Origin of the sequence: Neobacillus sp. NPDC097160, assembly GCF_044762155.1 — a bacterium.
GTDB lineage: Bacteria > Bacillota > Bacilli > Bacillales > Cytobacillaceae > Neobacillus.
In genome coordinates, this window is the sequence record NZ_JBIWDU010000003.1 from 378,400 (window position 1) to 395,884 (window position 17,485).

The 17,485-nt window shown below is 37.3% G+C and carries 16 protein-coding genes; 11 read left to right on the plus strand and 5 right to left on the minus strand.

The window, feature by feature from the left end:
• Positions 1-47 precede the first annotated feature (47 nt).
• Entirely contained in the window at positions 48-701 is a 654-nt protein-coding gene (locus ACIQXV_RS06335; RefSeq protein ID WP_402957053.1) for a potassium channel family protein, read from the minus strand.
• A gap of 30 nt (positions 702-731) precedes the next feature.
• Positions 732-2,117: a TrkH family potassium uptake protein gene (locus ACIQXV_RS06340; protein WP_402957153.1), complete on the minus strand. Its 1,386-nt coding sequence runs from the start codon at positions 2,115-2,117 to the stop codon at positions 732-734.
• 364 nt (positions 2,118-2,481) lie between these two features.
• Here ACIQXV_RS06340 and ACIQXV_RS06345 point away from each other — a divergent pair, with 364 nt between their 5' ends.
• Together ACIQXV_RS06345 and ACIQXV_RS06350 are read left to right on the plus strand one after the other, a co-directional pair.
• The gene (locus ACIQXV_RS06345) at positions 2,482-2,853 is read left to right on the plus strand and encodes a PAS domain-containing protein (protein WP_402957054.1); all 372 of its coding nucleotides are present in this window, start codon (positions 2,482-2,484) and stop codon (positions 2,851-2,853) included.
• Between the two features lie 285 nt (positions 2,854-3,138).
• A complete protein-coding gene (locus ACIQXV_RS06350; protein ID WP_402957056.1) occupies positions 3,139-4,440 on the plus strand; it encodes an MFS transporter in 1,302 nt (433 codons plus the stop codon).
• A 121-nt stretch (positions 4,441-4,561) separates the two neighbouring features.
• Here ACIQXV_RS06350 and ACIQXV_RS06355 read toward each other — a convergent pair whose 3' ends face one another.
• Together ACIQXV_RS06355 and ACIQXV_RS06360 are read right to left on the minus strand one after the other, a co-directional pair.
• Positions 4,562-4,741: a small, acid-soluble spore protein, H family gene (locus ACIQXV_RS06355; RefSeq protein WP_402957058.1), complete on the minus strand. Its 180-nt coding sequence runs from the start codon at positions 4,739-4,741 to the stop codon at positions 4,562-4,564.
• A 102-nt stretch (positions 4,742-4,843) separates the two neighbouring features.
• Positions 4,844-5,032 carry a hypothetical protein gene (locus ACIQXV_RS06360; RefSeq protein ID WP_402957060.1) on the minus strand — a complete coding sequence of 63 codons (189 nt, stop codon included), beginning with the start codon at positions 5,030-5,032 and terminating at the stop codon, positions 4,844-4,846.
• A 497-nt stretch (positions 5,033-5,529) separates the two neighbouring features.
• Between ACIQXV_RS06360 and ltaS the strand changes: the two genes are divergently transcribed.
• Positions 5,530-7,485, plus strand: a complete 1,956-nt coding sequence (ltaS, locus tag ACIQXV_RS06365) for a lipoteichoic acid synthase (RefSeq protein ID WP_402957062.1) — start codon at positions 5,530-5,532, stop codon at positions 7,483-7,485.
• Positions 7,486-7,593: 108 nt separating this feature from the next.
• Positions 7,594-8,106 (plus strand): HD domain-containing protein, encoded by a 513-nt coding sequence (locus tag ACIQXV_RS06370; RefSeq protein ID WP_402957064.1) that lies wholly within the window; start codon positions 7,594-7,596, stop codon positions 8,104-8,106.
• A 106-nt stretch (positions 8,107-8,212) separates the two neighbouring features.
• Here ACIQXV_RS06370 and ACIQXV_RS06375 read toward each other — a convergent pair whose 3' ends face one another.
• Positions 8,213-8,689 (minus strand): hypothetical protein, encoded by a 477-nt coding sequence (locus tag ACIQXV_RS06375; protein ID WP_402957066.1) that lies wholly within the window; start codon positions 8,687-8,689, stop codon positions 8,213-8,215.
• A gap of 205 nt (positions 8,690-8,894) precedes the next feature.
• On the opposite strand from ACIQXV_RS06375, the gene ACIQXV_RS06380 reads away from it, so the two are divergent.
• The 7 genes from ACIQXV_RS06380 (at position 8,895) to ACIQXV_RS06410 (ending at position 17,316) form a co-directional block, all read left to right on the plus strand.
• Complete coding sequence (locus tag ACIQXV_RS06380; RefSeq protein ID WP_402957067.1) at positions 8,895-12,311, plus strand: hypothetical protein; 3,417 nt, start codon at positions 8,895-8,897, stop codon at positions 12,309-12,311.
• Positions 12,312-12,538: 227 nt separating this feature from the next.
• Positions 12,539-13,699, plus strand: a complete 1,161-nt coding sequence (locus ACIQXV_RS06385; RefSeq protein ID WP_402957068.1) for a cation:proton antiporter — start codon at positions 12,539-12,541, stop codon at positions 13,697-13,699.
• 30 nt (positions 13,700-13,729) lie between these two features.
• Entirely contained in the window at positions 13,730-13,906 is a 177-nt protein-coding gene (locus tag ACIQXV_RS06390; protein WP_402957069.1) for a hypothetical protein, read from the plus strand.
• A gap of 140 nt (positions 13,907-14,046) precedes the next feature.
• The gene (locus ACIQXV_RS06395; protein ID WP_402957071.1) at positions 14,047-14,175 is read left to right on the plus strand and encodes a hypothetical protein; all 129 of its coding nucleotides are present in this window, start codon (positions 14,047-14,049) and stop codon (positions 14,173-14,175) included.
• Between the two features lie 222 nt (positions 14,176-14,397).
• Positions 14,398-15,396 carry an ABC transporter substrate-binding protein gene (locus tag ACIQXV_RS06400; RefSeq protein WP_402957072.1) on the plus strand — a complete coding sequence of 333 codons (999 nt, stop codon included), beginning with the start codon at positions 14,398-14,400 and terminating at the stop codon, positions 15,394-15,396.
• Positions 15,397-15,515: 119 nt separating this feature from the next.
• On the plus strand, positions 15,516-16,547 hold the full coding sequence (locus ACIQXV_RS06405; RefSeq protein WP_402957073.1) for an ABC transporter permease: 1,032 nt from the start codon (positions 15,516-15,518) through the stop codon (positions 16,545-16,547).
• Positions 16,522-17,316 carry an ABC transporter ATP-binding protein gene (locus tag ACIQXV_RS06410; RefSeq protein ID WP_402957075.1) on the plus strand — a complete coding sequence of 265 codons (795 nt, stop codon included), beginning with the start codon at positions 16,522-16,524 and terminating at the stop codon, positions 17,314-17,316. Before ACIQXV_RS06405 ends, ACIQXV_RS06410 begins: the two co-directional genes overlap by 26 nt.
• Positions 17,317-17,485 lie beyond the last annotated feature (169 nt).

Sequence of the window (17,485 nt, forward strand, 5' to 3'; positions counted from 1 at the left end):
TCACACTTCATCAATTAAAAATGAAGTGTGATTTTTTTCGGACTTTATTATTGTAAATTTGCGAACTTTTCTAGATCTCGATTTTCTCCAATGACTACTAGGACGTCACCATAATTAATCTGCTCATCTGGTAATGGTGAGATATTTATGTCATCATCATGGCGAATGGCAATAACGCTTAAATTAAATTTAGCCCTTAGGTCCAGCTCTCTTAGGGTTTTTTCCTTCATCCGGTCCGGGATTCTCACTTCTTCGACACTATAATTTTTGGATATCTCAATGAAATTTAAGACATTAGGTGATAGTAACTGATGGGCAACACGAATGCCCATGTCCCGCTCAGGAAATACAACCCAGTCTGCACCAACCTTTTTTAACACTTGGCCATGCAGCTTGTTAATAGCTTTGGCGATTACTTTCTTTACACCAAGCTCCTTCAAGAGTAAAACCGAAAGAATACTTGCCTGTATATCACTGCCAATCGCGACAATGACCGTATCAAAATTACGTATTCCAATCGATTTTAGCGCCTCTGCATCTGTTGAATCCGCAATTATGGAATGTGTTGCATATGGATGTGACTCTTCAACCCGTTCCTCATTTACATCAACTCCAAGTACTTCTTGACCGGATTCATACAACTTATTAGCAACGCTAAGCCCAAATCTACCCAAACCAATTACTGCGTATTGATCAGCCATATTACTATGATCCTCCTTGATGTAAAAAAACTACCCAATCATGATTTTTCCCTTAGGATATCGGAATGCATCAGGGTTTCTGCGCATCGTAACTGCATAGGCGATGGTTAATGGACCAACCCTGCCAGCAAACATTGTAAATGTTATTAACATCTTACCTAGAGGTGATAAATCACGTGATAAATCCATTGATAAGCCTACAGTTCCAAAAGCGGAGGTTGCTTCAAATAGAAGCTTTAAAAAATCTGTCCCTTGTTCAGTAATTGTCAATAACAGCGTAATGATCAAAACAAGAAACAGGGCACTAAAGGAAACGGTTAATGCTTTGTATATTGTTTCATATTCAATCCTCTGCCGATAAAAAATTACATCTTCTTTTCCTCGAATTTGCGACCAAACTGCACCTAATAATGTAGTAAATGTGGTTGTTTTAATACCACCTCCAGTTGAACCTGGGGACGCACCTACAAACATTAAAAATACAATTAACAATAAGGAAGACTGGGTCATTTCGGCAATATTTAATGTATTAGCTCCGTCTGTTCTTGCAGCAACAGATTGAAATAGCGCTCCTAGAATTTTCCCTGAAAAGGATAATGGCCGTAATGTTTTTTCGTTAGAATATTCAAATAAAAAGATTCCAAGTGTACCGACAATCAATAAAAAAGAAGTTGTTATCAAAACAATTTTGGTGTGCAAGGATAATCGTTTAGACCTACGGAACTCAAAAAGTTCATTCATGACGATAAAGCCAATGCCGCCAATTATAATTAATGCACAGATGGTTAACACAACTGTGGGATCACTTACATAACCTGTTAAACTTTGAAAATGGCCGATAATATCAAACCCTGCATTGTTAAAATTAGAGATTGAATGAAAAATTCCAAAATAAATTGCTGTTCCTAATGGCATGTCGAGAGAAAATCGAATGGATAAAATTAGTGCCCCTACAAATTCGATTACCGCCGTAAATACTAAAATCCGTCTTGCAAGACGAACTACCCCCTCCATCGATAGGTTGTTTAAAGATTCTTGCAGCAGAATTCTTTCCTTTAGGGAAATTCTTTTCCCTAGTAGAAATGCAAAAAGGGTTGCAAACGTCATAAATCCAAGTCCTCCGACTTGAATCATAAACAAAATAACTAATTGGCCAAATAAAGTAAAGGTGGTACCAGTATCCACAACCACAAGTCCTGTTACACATGTGGCTGAGGTGGCAGTAAACATGGCATTTAAAAAAGACAAACCATGACCATTCGTTGTTGCTGCCGGTAGTGTTAAGCAAATGGTTCCTAATAATATAATAATGGCAAATCCCAAAACAAGAGTCTTAGGTGGATCAAGAAAGTTCCTTTTTTGATGCATATTTTTCGTCCTATCCCATTTTTTTTTGACAATAAATCTTCTATATATATATAATGCGTAATGATAAAATACATATTACAGGAAAAATATACTACTAGATTAAATTTATGTAAATAATTTCTTTCATTTGTGTCATACCTCACTGTTTTATATAGGAAAGTGTTCTATAATACTGAAAGAAAATTTTTCAATTGTCTGGATTTACATCGTAAATATATAACGGTTGTTTAAGGGGATAATTAGTGGAAAGGGATTATGTGGGGGATGAAAATGAAACAAGGAACAAAACAACTTTTTGTTCAAACAGGAAGTCTTGTCGCTGGATTTATGGTTTGGGTGCTTATTTCCTCACTTATGCCTTTTATAAAGGCAGATACTCTTTAATTGGACTGGACATTATGCGATCGGGTTTATGTCCCTATCTGAATTCTCACTTGCTAGTCTAGTCATCGTTGTTTGGCTTTACTATCAAGATAAGCTCGACATATCAGTTAAGATCGTGAATCATGCATTGGATGGTATTTGTGTAACGGATGTCAATGGAATCATTCAAAGCGTCAACCCAGCCTATACAAAAATTACGGGCTATAGTCAGCAAGAAGTCGTGGGAAAAACACCAAGCGTTCTTCAATCTGGTGAACATGATAATGAATTTTATAAAAAAATGTGGTATAGCCTAAAAACAGAAGGAATTTGGAAAGGCTACATCTGGAATAAGCGGAAAAACAATGAGATTTATAAAGAATGGTTAACCATTACGGCAATCAAAGACGACGCCGGATAAACAAAAAACTATGTAGGAATGTTCAACGAAGAAAATAAAAATTCTACGGAAAAATAAATGCAAACAAAGAGATCTTCCCAAAAAGGAGGTCTCATTTTTTTGGGATTTTTCCGGATTAGGTAAAAAATATTACAACTTTTTGTCAAACCGCTTGAGTTCACAGTTCCTTCACTATTTTTGTGACGTACGTCACAAAAATCATGTTACTATGTGGTTTATATTAATATCATCAACACAACAACACAGATAATTAAAATTTTGATAACCATATAGGGGGAGAAAAGTATGGCACGATTAAATTATTGGAATCCAGAAGACGAGAAATTCTGGAACGCAGAAGGAAAAAAACATGCAAAAAGGAATCTATGGATCTCAGTACCATCATTGATGCTCGCTTTTATCGTGTGGCAAATTTGGTCAGTGGTGGCAGTCAGACTTAACGATATCGGCTTCCACTTTACCGAGGAACAATTATTTACCCTAGCAGCAATCCCAGGTCTTGTCGGTGCAACACTTCGTTTTGTCTACACATTCGCAGTTGGATCAATAGGCGGGAAGAACTGGACAGTAATTTCAACAGCTATCCTTGCGATTCCAGCAATTGGTATTGGATTTGCAGTCCAAAATCCTGACACACCATTTTCAATCATGCTATTACTAGCAGCACTTTGTGGACTTGGCGGTGGGAACTTTTCATCTTCTTCAGCTAATATTAGCTTTTTCTTTCCGAAAAAGGAAAAAGGAACAGCACTTGGAATTAATGGCGGATTAGGAAACATGGGTGTATCAGTTGTTCAGTTCGTTACACCATTAATTATTACTTCAGGAACTTTCGCACTTGTTGGCGGAAAACAAGTTCTAGCAAATGGCCAGGAAGTATGGTTACAAAACGCAGCATTTATCTGGGTAATCCCAATTGTGATTATGACATTGCTTGCCTTCTTTAAAATGGATAATGTTCCAGGTGCGACACAATCGGTTGCAGACCAATTCGTGATTGTAAAACGGAAACATACTTGGATTATGACGGCCCTTTATGTAGCAACATTTGGTTCATTCATTGGTTATTCTGCGGCATTCCCGCTTTTATTAAGGTCACAATTTCCTGAACACATCTCACTTGCATTTCTTGGTGCTTTAGTTGCAGCAGCTGCAAGACCAGTAGGAGGGTGGATGGCTGATAAACTTGGCGGTGCAAGAATAACAGCCTATGTTTTAGTCATTATGGGAATTGGAGCAACTGGAGTTATTTACTTCTTAAATGGTAAACAATTTGCAGGCTTCTTAATTGCTTTCTTAGTTCTATTCTTAGCATCAGGTATTGGTTCTGGTTCAACATTCCAAATGATTCCAAACATCTTTATTCTAAAAGAAGCAGCACCAGTGATCGGATTTTCAGCAGCATTTGCGGCATATGGCTCATTCTTTATTCCAAAGCTTTTCGGATGGTCTGTTAATGCGACTGGTACACCTGTAACTGCTTTCTACTTCTTTATCGGTTTCTACGTAATTGCTTTTGGACTTAACTGGTTCTTTTATCAAAGAAAAGCTACAGTGGCAAAATCAATTGCAAAACAAGTTGGATAATTTCCATTACATGAACAAAGGTGTGGTGTGAGGCAGGAATCCTATCCTGCCTTTCATTTTTTTTGTGCATGTAGGAAAATGAAAAAGGCCATCTCTTCGATGAAAAAATGGCCTAAACATGTTAATCTTCTACTAGTTCCCCAATTTCAACATTAGATCGTTCTTCAAGCGGGCCGCGCAAATGAACTGTTGCTGTTTTTCCGTCTTCATTTAATTGGTCAATCCATACGGAAGCCCCATTGTATTTAACTTCTATATTTGCTGAGGAAGACAGAATTTGTTTTACTCGATTAGCGTTCATGGTTTCACTCCTAAAAGAATAGTCATTATATTATTTGAACTGAATTATTTTTTCATACTAATGTCTATTTTGTAATCGCTTTCTTCTATTATATACATTTTTTTAGTGATCGAATGGATATTGAATCTGTACACCATTTAGAGTTCCAGGCTCTTCAAGAGTTTCAAGGCTAGCCAAGTAATTGTCTAACTCAATTTGTAGTCCTTTTGGGGCACCAGATTTTAAATGCCAATTTCCAGGTTCATCAACGAAATAAGGACTTTTTGTAAACTCAGGCCTAATTCTCGGCATAAATGATTCCTCTTTTCAGTTTAATTCTTATGTCCTTCGCGGTTATGCTTTCCAACAAAAAATAAAATTATTCAGTACACATTCTGTAAAAGATAAGACTAAATTCATCTTGCACCACACAACTTTCGAGTTTATGATATGTAGAAATGTTATCCCGATTTGGATTGTTTTTGGAAGATGCTGCCTGTAATGGTAAATTGAAAAAATATGAAACTATTTTTATGTCAATTCGTCTTATATAAATGAAGAATGAAAACAGTCATGTCCCACAAATGACGAACATACAAATTAAAGGAATGTTTCGATCAATGGAAACAAGCAAATTGTCATCACGATCGATGAATTCCGTCGAAACAATAAAAATAATGACATAAAATATTGTCATTAATAATACATTAAATGGCATGGTTTATGTTTTTATTTTTAAAGAAAATGTGATATAGTAATTGAGGTTCGTTTACCGAAGCTTAATTGGTAAGTGAGAGGAGAAGTTAGAAATGAATAAAATAAGACTACCTAAAAAATTCAACAATAGTCATATTACATTCTTCGCTATTGCGGTTATATTATTCTGGATCAAAACATATGCGGCATATCAAATTGAATTTAACCTTGGCATTGATAATAACCTGCAGAAATTTTTGTTACTAATCAACCCATTAAGTTCAGCGCTTTTCTTTTTTGGATTTGCACTGCTCTTTAAGAAGCGTACAAAGCTTGTTATGATTATCACTAATTTCCTATTATCTTTCTTGTTGTACGCAAATATTGCGTATTATCGTTTTTTTAATGACTTTATTACAGTACCTGTTTTAATGCAGACTAAAACAAATGCAGGACAATTGGGTGACAGTGCACTTTCTTTAATGTCCCCATTCGATATTTTATATTTCACTGATTTTTTTATTTTAATTGCGCTTGCACTAACAGTTTTCAAGAATGTTACGGTAACGAACAGGAAGTCATTTAAAATTGTGCTTTTATTTGCTATTACTACCTTTTTGTTTAATTTAGGATTAGCAGAAAAGGATCGTCCGCAATTACTTTCACGATCCTTTGACAGAAACTATTTAGTAAAATATCTAGGTGCGTATAACTTTACGATTTATGATGTCATTCAAAACGTAAAATCATCCAGTCAGCGGGCATTAGCGGATAGCAGCGATATTACTGATGTTGAGAACTATCGTAAGGCAAATTATGCAGCACCAAATCCTGATTACTTTGCTAAAGCAAAAGGAATGAACGTCATTTATATTTCTATGGAATCGTTCCAAAGCTTTATGATTGATTATAAAATGCCTGATGGTCAGGAAGTAACACCATTTTTAAATTCATTAGCACATGATGGCAGCACCTTTTATTTTGATAACTTTTATCATCAAACAGGACAGGGGAAAACATCTGATGCCGAATTTTTGATGGAAAACTCTTTATATCCAATGGCTCAAGGTGCTGTTTTTGTTAATAAAGCTCAAAATACGTATCAGGCTATGCCTTCCATTCTAAAAGGACAGGGTTATAGCTCGGCTGTATTACATGGGAACTATAAAACGTTCTGGAATCGAAATGTTATCTATAAAGCATTTGGTTACGATCAATTTTTTGATGCTGAATACTATAACATGACAGATGAAAATACGAAAAACTATGGTATGAAAGACAAACCATTCTTTAAAGAATCGATTCCGCTGCTTGAGAGCTTAAAGCAGCCGTTCTATACAAAGTTTATTTCTTTGTCAAACCATTTCCCATTTGAAATGGATCCAGAGGATACAGATTTTCCTGCCGGTGATTATGGTGATACGGTTGTTAACCAATATTTTCAATCTGCACACTATATGGATCAGGCTTTTGAACAGTTTTTTAATGACTTAAAAGCAAACGGTATGTATGATAATACTGTTATTGTTATGTATGGTGATCACTACGGTATTTCAGAAAACCATAACGAAGCAATGGCAAAGGTTTTAGGGGTAGACGAAATCACTCCAGCCATTAATGCTAAGCTGCAGCGTGTACCATTGTTTATCCACGTACCTGGTGTAAAAGGTGGAGTACAGCACCAAGTTGGCGGAGAAGTAGACGTAAGGCCGACAGTGCTTCACTTATTAGGAACAGATACAAAGGATTACATGGAATTTGGCTCTGATTTATTATCACCACAACATCGTAATTGGGCTTTATTTAGAAATGGTGATTTTGTTTCATCTGATGTCATTCAAATAAAGGATAAATGTTACGCTGATGCTACCGGTGAATTAATGGAAAATCCTGAAGCATGTAAGGATATTTCAGAAAAAGTAAATACAGAGCTGCAAATGTCCGACGAAATTGTCTATAAAGATTTATTACGTTTCTATAAACCTGAAGGATATACCCCAATTAACCCTAACGATTATGAATATTTAGGGCCAAAAGGGAGAACGACAAAAACAACTGAAAATAATTAATCAAGAGAGAAGATTTATTCTTCTCTCTTTTTTCAATATAGCCATATTGGACATGTTGGCATATAATAAGTAAAATCGTTATTTTGAAATATTTAGGAGGGAAAACGCATGAGAGACGTCACCTTATTAAATATATTCGAGCATCACATTGCTCAAAAATATTTGAACCGTTCCGGACTTGCCCATGCGATTGCTGTTGCTTATCATGCCTTTCATTTAGGAAAAGAACATCAACTAGATATCGATATAGCTGCCAAAGCAGGACTACTCCATGATATGGGTCATTATACCTGGTATAAAAATGGAAAATGGGATTATGACTTGTATAAGCAGAATGATATCCATCCGATTAAAGGGGCAGAAAGGGCACACAAGCTGCTAATTCGTCTTGGTGAGAATCCAATCAAAGCCAAAACCATTGCACTCGCCATACTCTTCCATACAGATTCCTTTTTACCTTCGAATGATATTATAAGGACGCCGTTACAGCAAATTGTGAAATGGGCGGATGAAAAGGATGAGGAAGAGGGTGGGATGCACCATTATCGTACCATTGACTATGAACGGGCCAGACAAATCATTATCCGCTTAGATCAATGGATTGACAGGGAGTATGAATAAGAAAAGCGCAAGCGCCCTGGAGCTGGACAATTCTCAAAGTCGAAATTTATACTTTTTTATCTTAAAAAAATAGAGGCTGTGCATATTGTATGCACAGCCTCTTGCCTTATCTTCGAGTAAATCCTTCTTCACGCAAAAATTCCTCTGCTTCTTCATATGTATCGAAGCTAGCATCAAGGTTTAGCCCAAAGTAAATATTCCAGGCTTCGTTTTCATAAACCAAGATTAGAAGATTGTTTTCCCCATCAACCCAACGCTCTTTATCTGAATCACCGACAATTGCTTCCTCTGCTGCAGTTTTTTCAATTGGTGATAGAGCTCGGATTGCTTCTTTTAACAAATGGTGCAATTGATCTGCAGAAAAATCGCGGATATTTACCAAACCTTTTTCATCACTGTCATAACTCGCCAAATGTCCGGCGTAAACATAGCCATTTCCATTTGGATGTAAGTGATAAACAATATTTTTCTTATCGGAAATACTGTTTTGAAATTGGAAATTGACACGTCCAAGTGAAACGTTTTTTCTTTCTAATTCGTCAAAAGCTTCGATAATCACTAGTTTTTCATTAAATGTAAGCATAATTTCCTCCATCTGTTTTTGTACATAATCCTTAATAATACAGATTTTTCACCTAAAGGTAAAACTAAATCACTTTTAGGAAAAAGAAACTATTTGTAATTTTTTATATATGGTGTAAAATTACACTAAAGAGGAAAAATAAGGTATGCCTTAGAGTTAATAATTGAGCTTTTACTATCAAGGGTATGAATTGAGGGGAGATTGAATGGAGCCGAATAGTAAAGAAGAGAGAAGAAGGATTTTTAGGACTGAGCTATTCACGTTAGGAGAAGAAGGATATTTATCTGCGGGAATCGTCGAGACCGTAGCTAAAGCACATCATCAATACCACTTAGATTTAGCAGATATAGAGGCAATTCCACTCACCACTGAACCGGATGCACCGGATGAACTTAAACCAAAATCAGTTCCGCAAAAACCGCAAAAGGTGAAAAAGACACTTACACCTGAAGAGGTTCGCGAAAGAAATATTACTTGGTTATTAAATATTGGGGTCATTTTTTTATTAATTGGCGGTTTGTTTGTGGCAACAAGTAATTGGGAATCAATGACAAGCTTTATGAAAAGTGGGTCTATTGCTATCGTATCGTTACTTTTTTACTTCATTGCTCTCTTAACGAGAAAAGTGTTGCATATCGATAAAACGGCATTTGCTTTTACTGTCCTAGGAAGTTTATTTCTGCCGATCTTTATCCTTTCCTTAGGCTGGTTTGGCCTTTTAGGATCGTATTTATCGATAGGTGGTGAAGGACGATATTTTCTCGGGATGCTCGGAAGCTTACTGCCGCTGATTGTTTATTTGTTATTTGCCAAGAACTTAGCTTCTAGACTATTTGTTTGGTTTAGTTATATTTCGCTATCTACTGGGGTGGCCTTTTTATTGGCAGGCGGCAAACTAAAGGTGGATTACTTCTATCTAGGGATGATGGCTTTTAACGCTATTCTCATTTTTATTTATCACAAGATTAAGGGCAAGGAATCGATTAAATTCTTTACGAAAGAATTTGTACCATATGTCCAGGTTAATCTTGTCTTATCGACTCTTTTTATGCTTTTTTTATACGAGAACGAGGTCATTTATAGCTTTAATCTTTTGGTGACTGCGATTATATATTTATCGATGATGTATGTCAGCGGGAAAAAAGAATATCATTTTATTTTTAGTGCTATGGTAGTTTATGGTGCCTATCAACTGATAGAACATAGCTTCCTAGATTATTTTGGCGAAATTGTCTATGCATTAATAGGATTTGGAATGGTTTTTGTACCTAAGGTATTAGATGATAAATTTTCATTAAATAAAGTATTTCACTATACTAGTGCAGTGATTTCAGGGTTTGCCTTTATTTACATTAGTTTAGAGGGCATACTGCTTCGTGCAGGGAATCCATCCGTTGTGCTCATGATCGCCTATTTAATCATTGCCGCGAATTTTATTTATTTATCCTATAATAGCCCAGGATGGTTATTTCCGTATTTAAGTTCAATCTTTGTTGCATCCGGTGTTTATGAAGCCATTGCGATACTGGTTCGTCCAGTTAATGTGTTCAATTTTTCGCTAACGTTAGCGATTACGGGGTTTATCCTGTTTACTGTCTTTGGGATTACCAATTTATCGAAGTATGTAAAATTCATTCGGACGGCATCAATGGACTTGGGATTAACAATAATGGGAATTTCCATCATGATGGCTCTTGCTTTTCTATTGTGGTGGGAATTGGGGGTTATGCTCTTCCTTTCCGGTATTGCCTTCTTTTTCCTTCACAAGTATGAGGAAAGGGAGGCATTAAAGGATGTAGCTATCTGGTTACTGCCGGTATCACTTGGTCTTGCTGTTGTCGCTTTTGGCGAAGAAATCAATACTAATTATCCTGTTTATTTTAACGAATATGGCTATGCCATTAATTTTGACATTGGGGCGATGCTGGTTTTATTAACCTACTTTAGTTGGAGAAAAGCATCCGAAATTAAATTAGCCCAAGCTTCATTGTATACATCACAAGCACTTTATTCGATTGCCATAATCCTGGCATTATTTAGCCCGATTAATCAATTATGGGTTCAGCCACTTGTATTGTTGGTAGGAATCGGCATGTATTATTATTTTTATAAAAAGAATGGGGCAAAATGGGACCCGTTTCTTGTTAGTATTGCGGCACTATTGTCCTACTTTTCGATTATTCATGCGACTACACTTAAGTTAACGATTAGTGAGCCGCTGAATTCGTTAATCGCTTCTACAAGTGCGGTAATCTTGCTAGTGATTGCATATCTTTACAAAACAAAGGATCCAAACTTATCAAATGCCTTTGCCTGGACAGGTCACATTATTTATCCCATCGTACTTGCATTTACTTGGTTTACTTTTCATACAGACGCAGTCTACAGCTTCATCCTCGCGTTGGCAGGATATTCAGTTAGCACGAGATTAGCTTTAATGGAATGGAAAATCAAAGTATTTCTTTATGGATGTTTTACTTCATTGTTTTTTATTGTTTCATCAGGGTTGGAAATGTTCGTTGGTCAAACAATCGGACGATATGAATTTCCAATCACGAGCGGCCTAATCCTTATTTTCGCACTGCTTGCCAAGGGGGAATTTAAAAAACGAACAGCCTTTTACTTTGTCCCATTTTCGATGATTGGGATCGTCTTTATGCTGATAACTTATCCGTTTGACTGGCTGCCGTACTTTATTACCTGTGCCTATATCTTTGGAATCTTATTCTATTTGCATAAGATTAAATGGGATGTATTTGGAATTGTGCCAATATTCTTATCGTTTTTGGCGACAGTTGAATTTTCATTTTTTAGTGAAATGACTGAGCTTGAAAAATTGCTTCTATCAGGCGGTTTGGGGATTCTGATGACGATTATCGGGCAGATTGTTTACAAAAAGCTGTTTGAAAGTGGAACAAAGCTTCAGGAAATAAAGATAGACGGATATTCAGTGGTGTCACTCTTATATTTTTGGTTTATGTACTTTTTTGCAGATCAGCATCTTTGGAGCCATGCGCTGCCGGGTATTCTAATTGCGGCTGTGCTCTTTCTGCAAAGAAAAAGAGTACCGTTGAGCGTCTCAGTCTTTATGCCAATTCTAGGTGGTGCCTATTTATTAGAGCCATACTATGGGATCATCAATCAGTTAAATCTCCCGTCATTATGGGAACGGGAAATCCTTGTTCTTCCTTATGTTATTCTCGTTATTTTCTTACGCCAAAGTTTAAAAGGGCGTTATGCGGATATTACAAAAGCTATCCAATGGGGAGTACTAATAATCGTATCTCTGATCTTAATTCAAGATGGTTTGGCGAGCAATACGATTTATGATGCGATTATATTAGGGTCACTCTCATTGATATCGATGCTGGCGGGGATGTTCCTGCAAATAAAATCATACTTTTTCGTCGGATCCGGTGTTTTACTATTAAATGTCTTCCTGCAAACAAGGCCATATTGGGGGAACATGCCGTGGTGGGTTTATTTATTAATTGCCGGTCTAATCTTAATCACCGTTGCAAGCTTTAATGAATGGCATAAGCAAAAAGCGCAAAAGGGCGAATCGACCTTTATCACCGTCCTGAAGGAAAAAGTAATTGATAAAATAAAAAAGTGGGATTAAATTGATTGGGTTGTGCCGGTATACCGGCATGATTCATTTTTTAATTGATAAATATCATAAGGTCTGTTACAATGATATTAATTAAATAATTGTTGAATTTGGAGGAGCCTGTCACCAAGGGATAACTATGTCCATTGGTTGATAGGCTTTTTTGCATTCACAAGGAAAGAGTCTGTTGCTTAGAAAACAGACTCTTTTTAATTTTACAAAAAAGGATAAGTGATTGGATGGAATTACTATTTGAATTAGCGATTATTTTATTTGCCTCGAAAATCGCAGGGGACATTAGTGTAAAGTTAGGGCAGCCCTCAGTGCTAGGGAAACTTCTGGTCGGAATTATTTTAGGGCCAGCGGTATTAGGGCTTATTTCCGAAACGAAAACATTGGAAGATCTAAGCCAAATTGGTGTCATTATGTTGATGTTTATTGCCGGTATGGAAACGGATTTAGATGAATTTAAACGGTCAGGGAAAGCCTCTACACTTGTTGGATTAAGTGGTATAATCGTTCCCTTATTTGTAGGATACTTGGCTGGTATTATGATGAATATGTCGACATTTGAAGCCATCTTTTTAGGGTTATTGCTTTCGGCGACAAGTGTTAGTATCTCCGTGCAAGCACTGAAAGAGTTGAATAAAATGCAGTCAAAAGAAGGAACTGCGATTTTAGGGGCAGCCGTAATCGATGATGTCGTTGTGATCATTGCCTTAGCATTTTTGATGAGCATGGCCGGCGGAGATGTTAATTTAACGCTGGTTATTGTGAAGAAGGTGCTCTTTTTTGCAGGTGCCTTTTTTATAGCTTGGAAGGTTGTTCCGTGGGTTTTAAATAAGTTTGCACCTTTAAAAGTGACAGAATCGCTGCTTTCTGCCGCATTAATCATCTGCTTTCTCTTTGCTTATGTGGCCGAGTTAACAGGCGTTGCCGCCATTATTGGCGCCTATATTGCAGGTGTAGCAATAAGTCAGACGAAATTTAAACATGAGATATTTGAAAAGGTGGAAACAATCGGCTATTCCATTTTTGTACCTGTTTTCTTTACATCTATCGGCGTCAAGGCAAGCTTCGATGGAATCTCGCAACATTTAGGCGTCATCATAGGGCTTAGTATTCTAGCAATCTTAACAAAGTTGATTGGTGCAGCTGCCGGTGCCAAATTAGCAAAATTCTCATGGAAGAGCTCCCTTGGAATTGGAGCGGCAATGGTCTCACGGGGAGAAGTCGCGTTAATTATCGCTGCCATAGGCTTAGAAACAAAATTAATCAGTCAGGAGCTTTTCGCGATATTAGTCATTGTCGTTTTAGTTACCACCATTGTTACACCTCCAATGATGAAATTCTTTTTTAAACAAAGTGATAAACAAAAAGAAATGAAAATTACCGCATAATCAAACAATCCAGCCAAACGAGAGGCTGGATTGTTTTCGTATTATGAAGCTGATTTAATGGCTTTTGGTTCTGCTAATTGGAGCGGCAATGGTCTCACGGGGAGAAGTCTTCATAAACGGCAATCACCGCCATATAAATCGTACAGTTTGCAAAAATATGACCAAACGCATATGTTAAATGTTTTGCGAGCATTGGATCAAAGGTAAATTTAGAATTTAAACTAGTAATCTTTTAAAAAAACTATTTCTTATTATTATTGTTAATTAAAAAGACCCCCATGATAATAAAGGGATGGTCGAATCATATTGTAAAGTGTTAAACAAAAACTATTCAATGGAGGTTAGGTATGGGAAACGTTTTAATTGATATCGACAAATTACTAGAAGCGACATCAGATCTAACATCTGAGAAAAGCAGTCACAAAGTAAAAAAAGTTGAGATTGATCAATTACTTGAGAATACCCGTGATTGGTAAGACACATATTTTTGTTCATCCATTCATAATTTAGAATATAGGATTGAATGCCTTCTATTAGCATAGAAGGCATTTTTTTCCTTATCTATAGTTATGCTGCTTTAAAGCAAAAAAATATTTTTGCGATTTCTATTGCTTTTGGACTAAAAAAATACTAGAATAATTTCTAATATATTTAATTTTTAGAAAATTAGGAAGCTAAATTTAGGGGGATGTAAACAAATGAAGAAAAAAGTTAAGGGATTATCGATTGCGTTGGCAGGAATGCTGCTGCTCGCCGGCTGCGGCAGTAAAGAATCAGCAGGCGGTTCGGAAAAGGGTGGAGCGGATAAGGAGTTTAAGGTCGGCATTAGCCAATTTGCTCCGCATCCCTCTTTAGATGCAGCGACAGAAGGGTTTAAAAAGGCTTTAAAGGACAAAGGAATTAAGGTAAAGTATGATGAACAAAATGCCCAGGCGGATCAGAATAATGTCCAGACGATTGCCAAGAATTTCGTTGGCGATAAGGTAGACCTGATTTTTGCCAATGCCACTCCAAGTGCAACAGCAGCATTGAATGCGACAAAGGAAATCCCTATTGTCTTTACATCAGTAACAGATCCGGTTGTTTCTGAATTGGTGGAAGCCCTTGATAAACCAGGAAAAAATATTACCGGAACAACTGACAACCATCCTGATGCTACTAAAACAACGATTCACTTTATTACTGACGAAGTAAAGGCAAAAAATATCGGTGTCATCTATAATTCAGGTGAACTGAATTCAGAAGTGCAAGTAAAAGAAGTGAAAAAGTTAGTTGAAGAAAAGGGTGCAAAGCTTGTCGAAGTTTCCGTAGCCACTACATCAGAAGTGAAACAAGCTACCGAGTCATTAGTCGGCCGTGTGGATGCGATATACGTTCCAACAGATAATACGGTTGTTACTGCTCTTGATTCTGTTATTGCCGTTGCCAACAGCAAAAAAATTCCACTTTTCGTTGGTGAGCTGGATTCTATGAAAAAAGGCGCGGTAGCAGCAAGCGGTTTTAGCTACTTTGACCTCGGTTATCAATCCGGTTTAATGGCGGTGGATATTTTAACCGGGAAGAAAAAGCCTTCTGAAATTCCAGTTGAACTTCCTAGTAGCTTAAAACTAGTTATCAATAAAAAAGCCGCCGAGGCACAAGGCTTAAAGGTAAAAGAAGAATGGAGCAAGCTTGGCGAGTTTTATGACGGTAAATAATCAATGATATTATTCAAGGAGGAGACCTTTTGGGAGGTTACCTCCTTGATTCTTGCATAAGAATATGGCCTAAATCCATTAAAACCTTAGGTCAAAGAAATAATGAAAGGATGATCTCAATGTTTACAGCCATATTTGGATCATTTGAAGCAGGTATCATCTATGCGATTATGGCGCTGGGCGTCTATCTTTCCTTTCGTATTCTGGATTTCCCGGATTTAACGGTGGATGGGAGTTTTGTAACGGGGGCAGCACTTTCAGCGGTTTTAATTGCGAATGGAGTAAACCCATTTATCGCTACAATTGCAGCCTTATTTGCCGGTTTTGCTGCCGGATGTATAACAGGACTATTGCATACATTTGGAAAAATTAACAACTTGCTCGCCGGAATCCTAATGATGATTGCCCTTTACTCTATTAATCTTAGAATCATGGGACGCTCAAATATTCCCTTATTAAATACAGATACCACTTTTACAAAAATCAGCGGCTTTTTTGAAAAAACAGGAATTGATTCGTTCTTCAATAGTATTCTCTCGGCGGTTGGTCTTGGTGACGATCTGCCGGAAACATGGGGAATTCTTATTTTCATGATCTTTGTGACCTTCCTGATTAAATTCTTTACGGACTGGTTTTTAAAAACGGAAATTGGTCTTGCTATTCGAGCAACAGGGGACAATAAACGGATGATTCGCAGCCTTTCCGCTAATACCAACCTGCTAGTCATTCTCGGCCTTGGCTTATCTAATGCGTTGGTTGCATTCTCTGGGGCCCTGATTGCCCAACAAAGCGGATTCGCAGATGTTGGGATGGGAATTGGGATGATTGTAATAGGTTTAGCTTCTGTCATAATCGGTGAAGCGCTATTTGGGACAAGAACGATTGCTAGAACCACCCTTGCCGTTATTGGCGGTGCTATTATTTATCGACTAGTAATTACCTTAGCTCTTCGTGTGGGTTTCTTAGAAACAGGTGATATGAAACTGATAACTGCGCTGATTGTCATTATTGCATTAACAGCTCCAAAAATTATCGACGGTTTCAAAGAAAAAAAGCGGAAAGCTCGAAGAAAATTAGAATTAATGGATATCATCCAAACTTCTGCAGAGGCGAAGGGGGAACATCATGCTGCAATTAAATCAGATTCATAAGATTTTTAATGAAGGGACACCTGATGAAAAAATTGCCATCGATCATGTGACTCTTTCCCTAAAGCCAGGAGATTTCGTGACGGTCATTGGCAGTAACGGTGCCGGGAAATCTACGTTGATGAATATCATTTCCGGTGTGTTAACCCCAGATGTCGGGGTTGTTCAAATCGGTGGAAAGAATGTTACCAATATGTCGGAATTTAATCGTTCAAAAATGATTGGGCGTGTCTTTCAGGACCCGATGGCCGGAACAGCCCCAAGTATGACGATAGAAGAGAATCTCTCTATGGCGTATTCTCGGAACAAAACGAGAACACTGCGGAGAGGTGTAACGAAAAAAAGACGGGATTATTTCCGTGAAGTATTGGAAACACTGCATCTCGGATTGGAAAACCGTCTTAATGCTAAGGTCGGCTTGCTCTCTGGCGGAGAACGGCAGGCCCTATCCTTATTAATGGCTACCTTCACTGAACCATCCATCCTTCTTCTAGATGAACATACGGCTGCCCTTGATCCATCGCGGGCTGAGGTGATCACGAACCTGACAAAGGAAATTGTCAATAAATACAACCTTACTACCTTAATGGTAACGCATAACATGCAGCAAGCCATTGATCTTGGTAATCGATTAATTATGATGGATAAGGGGCAAGTCATCTTAGAGGTTAATGAGGAAAATAAACAAAAACTAACGATTGAAGGTTTATTGAGTGAATTTAAGAGAATTCGCGGTGTGCAAATGGCGAATGACCGCGCGATTCTTTCGTAGGGAAAAAATAGTTTTTTACAAATTTAGACACTTTTTGTTTGTGAAAAATATATTTCCAATATATATGCAGTGGAAACATGCCTGTTTAGGTATGTTTCTCTTTTTTACTAAGGGAAATATTTGTGGCTTGACCTGCATTCTTTAGCACGCAAAAGCGGTATTGCTGTAC